Here is a 3,710-nt window from a genome sequence, read left to right as displayed (position 1 = left end):
GGGACCAGCCTTCGGTGCGGCCCGGCCCAAGTCCGACGCCCCCCGAAAAGGCAGGTACGGCGCGCGGTGTGGATGCGCCCCGAGACAGGTGCGCGAGGCAACTGGACGAGCGACCATGGGTCGAAGTTCCCACCGATCCGGATCTGCCGACGCCCGGCCGGGTGAATTTCCTCACGCCGGTCGGTCGAATCGGACATCGATTCAGACAATGCGACCACAAACGGTCTCCGCTGCGCCGGAGGAGTGAAGACGCGGCTTGTTCGAGGCGTGTGTTTCCCGTCACCGTAGGGGCCATGAACGAGACGACGGCCACGGTGGGGCAGCGCCGCCCGCGGGTTCGCGTCGCGTTCTCGGCATTTCCGATGAATGTCACCGCAATTCCCGCGGGTCACGTCCGGACGGGCGCCCGAGCGGGGAGCGCGGACGTCGTCGGCGCCGTGCGCACGGCGGCCACGCAGCGCGCGACCACCCCCTCCATGGTCCAGCCGGTGTGCTCGGCCCCCTCATGCGCGCCCGGCCGCGCACGCACGAACGGAGTACCTCGATGACGAGTGCACTGGACGCCGCGCCGTCGCGCCTGCGGTTCGTCGGGACAGCGCCCCTGGGCGTGATCCCGACCCCGCGCACGGCCGAGCCGGCACCCGTCGACGACGTCGACCTGGCGTCGGCCCCGGTCGTCGAGCCGGCGATCGCCGACGCCTGGTCGGACTACAAGGCCACCGGCAGCCGCGCCGCTCGCGAGCAGCTGATCCTCCACTACGCGCCGCTCGTCTCCGCCGTCGCCGGTCGCGTCGGGATGCGTCTGCCCAGCACGGTCGAGCAGGCCGACCTCGTCTCCTACGGCATGTTCGGACTCATCGACGCGATCGAGAAGTACGAGACCGGTCGTGCGGTGAAGTTCGAGTCCTACGCGTCGTCCCGGATCCGCGGCGCGATCATCGACGAGCTGCGCGCGATGGACTGGGTCCCGCGCTCGGTGCGCACCAAGGCCCGCTCGGTCGACCGTGCCTACGCCGAGCTCGAGGCGAAGCTCCACCGTGCGCCCACCGAGGCCGAGGTCGCCGCGCACCTCGACATCGCGGTGTCCGAGCTGCGCCAGACGTTCTCGCAGCTCTCGACCGTCAACATCGCCGCCCTCGACGAGCTCCTCGGCGGCGGCGAGGACCGTCAGGCGGGCGTGAGCCTCGTCGACACGCTCGGTGACGAGCGCACCGAGGACCCCGCCGGCTCGCTCGACGCCGCCGAGACCAAGTACCTCCTGGCCCGCGCCATCGAGCAGCTGACCGACCGCGAGCGCATGGTCGTCGTCCTCTACTACTACGAGGGCATGACGCTCGCCGAGATCGGCCGCGTGCTCGGCGTCACCGAGTCGCGCATCTCGCAGATGCACACCGCAGCGATGCTGCGGCTGCGCACGCGCCTGGTGGAGGCCGAGCAGGCCTGAGCCTGCGCGTCGTCACCGGCCTGATCGTCGTCGCAGGGGCACGGCCGCTGCCGATGTCGCTGTCGGCGTCAGTCAGTCGGTCGGCAGGAGGACGATCGGTCCGCCCTCGACGAGCGCGACCGGGTCGACGTAGACGTCGCCGCGCCGCACTCCCCAGTGCAGGCAGGCCGTCGCCGCGCAGTGCCCCCCGGTCGGCTCGACCGTGCCGAGGGGGTCGCCCGGTGCCACCCGCGCGCCCACCACGACGAGGGCTGCGACCGGCTCCACCGACGAGCGGAGCCCGTCGTCGTGCGTGACGGTGACGACGCCCCGACCCGCCACGGGACCGACGAACGTCACGGTCCCCGTGGCCGGTGCGCCGACCAGGACCCCCGGACCTGCGCGCAGGTCGACGCCGCGGTGCCCCGCGGCCCACGGCGCCGGCGGCGCTTCGAACGGGGCGAGCACCTCCACGGGTGGGACGAGCGGCCACTCCCACCTCGAGGGCGGTGCGGCCACTGCGGGACGTTCGGCGTCGGCCGGTCGCGGCGCCGCGTCGAGCGGAGTGGCTGCCGTGCACAGCAGGAGCGCCGGCGCGGCGATCGCGAGCAGGAGGGTGCGCGGGCGGGGGCGTCGGCGCGTCAGGATCGGCGGTACGCGGCCGTCCGGGCGGCGTGAGCGGGGAAGTGCTGGCCGGGTCATGTCGCGAGGCTGCCCGGTGGCGTCGGGGGAGGACGCCCGCGTCCACTCACGCGGTGGACGACCGAGCTTGCCTGCGTGCTGTGGTCGGCTCGCCGCCGACCCGCCCGCCTCGCCCGATCCCCGCGCCCGAGCCGTCCGCGCGCGAGCCCGCGAGGCCCTGCTCCCGCTGCGCCCCGTGCGCGTCAGGCCTCGAGCCCGCCGCGCGCCGAGCCCGCCTCGTCCCGACCTCGTCATGCCCCTGCCTCGGCCGGACGTGCTGCGGACGGGGCACGGTCTCTCGTCGGCTAGACTTCCCCTGCGACCGGTCCGTGCCGGTCGACATCGCGCACCACCGACCCACCTCGAGCGTCCGCCACGCGGAGCTCGGAACGGGGTCGGGCGCTGCACCGGTCCGCAGGACGCCTCGCTCGTCGGGGAGGCCTGCGGCGCAGCCCCCGACGTGGTGCCAGGGGCCCCGACCAGGTGTCGGAGCCGACAACCGAGACGCGGGTCCGCCGAGGCGGCCCCGCCCAGACGCGCGCACCGGTCGGTGCGCGCCGGAAGGACGTGCCATGGCCGTCGTGACCATGCGCCAGCTGCTCGAGAGCGGTGTCCACTTCGGGCACCAGACCCGCCGCTGGAACCCCAAGATGAAGCGCTTCATCTTCACCGAGCGCAACGGCATCTACATCGTCGACCTGCAGCAGTCGCTGTCCTACATCGACCGCGCCTACGACTTCGTCAGCCAGACCGTCGCGCACGGTGGCTCGATCCTGTTCGTCGGCACCAAGAAGCAGGCGCAGGAGCCCGTCGCGGAGCAGGCCGCGCGCGTCGGCATGCCGTACGTCAACCAGCGCTGGCTGGGTGGCATGCTCACCAACTTCTCGACGGTCCACAAGCGCCTGCAGCGCCTCAAGGAGCTCGAGCAGATCGACTTCGACGACGTCGCGGCCTCGGGCCTGACGAAGAAGGAGCTGCTCGTCCTGCGTCGCGAGAAGGACAAGCTCAGCAAGACCCTCGGCGGCATCCGTGACATGGCCAAGGTCCCCTCGGCCGTGTGGATCGTCGACACGAACAAGGAGCACCTCGCGGTCGACGAGGCGCGCAAGCTCGGCATCCCGGTCGTCGCGATCCTCGACACGAACTGCGACCCGGACGTCGTCGACTACCCGATCCCGGGCAACGACGACGCGATCCGCGCCGTGCAGCTGCTCACCCGCGTGATCGCGGACGCCGCCGCCGACGGCCTGCTCAAGCGCCACTCGGGCCGCACCGCCGCCGCGGAGGGTGCCGAGGCCGACGCCGAGCCGCTCGCCGAGTGGGAGCGCGAGCTCCTCGCGGGTGCCGAGGCCGACCTGCAGTCGGGCTCGTCCGCCGCTGCTCCGGCCGCCGTGCAGGCCGACGCGCCGACCGCTGCGGACGCGGTGACGACGGACGCCCCGGCAGAGGAGGCCGTCGCGGCCGCCGAGGCTGCGGAGACGGTCGAGGCCGCCCCGGCCGCTCCCGCCGAGGGCGACGAGGCCAGCCCGGCCGCCGCCGGTGACGAGGCCGCCCCGGCCGAGGGCGACGCCGCGTCCAACTGACGCGCGTCCTCCTGCACACCCCT

At 73.5% G+C, this 3,710-nt stretch carries 3 protein-coding genes; 2 read left to right on the top strand and 1 reads right to left on the bottom strand.

Annotated elements, in window-relative coordinates:
* Window positions 1–544 precede the first annotated feature (544 nt).
* A complete protein-coding gene (gene whiG / locus OMK64_RS19730) occupies window positions 545–1,444 on the top strand; it encodes an RNA polymerase sigma factor WhiG (protein ID WP_272730057.1) in 900 nt (299 codons plus the stop codon).
* A gap of 72 nt (window positions 1,445–1,516) precedes the next feature.
* Here the strand turns inward: whiG and OMK64_RS19725 are convergent, their stop codons facing one another.
* Window positions 1,517–2,125: a murein hydrolase activator EnvC family protein gene (locus OMK64_RS19725; RefSeq protein WP_272730056.1), complete on the bottom strand. Its 609-nt coding sequence runs from the start codon at window positions 2,123–2,125 to the stop codon at window positions 1,517–1,519.
* A gap of 551 nt (window positions 2,126–2,676) precedes the next feature.
* Here OMK64_RS19725 and rpsB point away from each other — a divergent pair.
* Window positions 2,677–3,687, top strand: a complete 1,011-nt coding sequence (rpsB, locus tag OMK64_RS19720; protein WP_272730055.1) for a 30S ribosomal protein S2 — start codon at window positions 2,677–2,679, stop codon at window positions 3,685–3,687.
* Window positions 3,688–3,710: the final 23 nt, after the last annotated feature.

Origin of the sequence: Cellulomonas fimi (genome assembly GCF_028527925.1) — a bacterium.
Lineage (GTDB): Bacteria > Actinomycetota > Actinomycetes > Actinomycetales > Cellulomonadaceae > Cellulomonas > Cellulomonas fimi_C.
Note: the sequence above shows the minus strand (reverse complement) of the source record. Positions and strands in the feature narration are given on the sequence as shown.